This is a genomic window from Bacillus sp. LR--39 (assembly GCF_053613335.1).
This window is the reverse complement of sequence record NZ_JBSIOT010001071.1, coordinates 1-639: the sequence shown is the minus strand read 5'-3', so window position 1 is coordinate 639 and position 639 is coordinate 1. Positions and strand designations below refer to the sequence as shown.

1 protein-coding gene is annotated in these 639 nt (G+C 47.4%); it reads right to left on the bottom strand.

Translation table 11 applies throughout. From position 1 onward, the window contains the following. Positions 1-639: AI-2E family transporter (locus ACWHAR_RS28500; RefSeq protein WP_452088624.1), on the bottom strand; the 639-nt coding region annotated here is incomplete at both ends.

Sequence of the window (639 nt, the reverse complement as noted above, 5' to 3'; positions counted from 1 at the left end):
AAGCTTGATCAAGCGGACAATATTCAGGAAGAACGCCTTCACTACCGCATAAACCGGCACCGCTAAAATCATGCCGAGAATTCCGCCGAAGCTTCCCGCTCCGATTAACAGCAAAATAATCGTAAGCGGATGGGTGTTCAGCCGCTTTCCGATCACAAGAGGAGACAGCAGGTTTCCGTCCAGCTGCTGAACGATGACGACCACAATAATCGCAAACAGCGCTTTGGCCGGCGAGTCCATAAAACCGACAATGACAGCCGGCGCAGCACCGAGAAAAGGCCCGACATAGGGAATGATATTGGTAATCGCCATGACAATCCCGAGAATCAGGGCATACGGCAGTCCGGCAATTAAATAGCCGATAAAACACGCTGTCCCGACAAAAAGACAAATTAACAGCTGACCCTGGAAGTATGCCGCAAGCGTATCGGATAAATCTTTAAAAATCTTTAAGCCTTCTGTCCGATAAGAAGCCGGAAGAATTTTTACTGCCAGATGCGGAAAGCGGTGTCCGTCTTTCAGCATGTAAAAAAGGATAAATGGAACAGTAATAATAACAAGCGTGATGTTTGTCACGACGCCAAACACCGCAGATAAACTGGACGTGATATTTTGCGGCAGGTTTTGGAGAAAACTTGT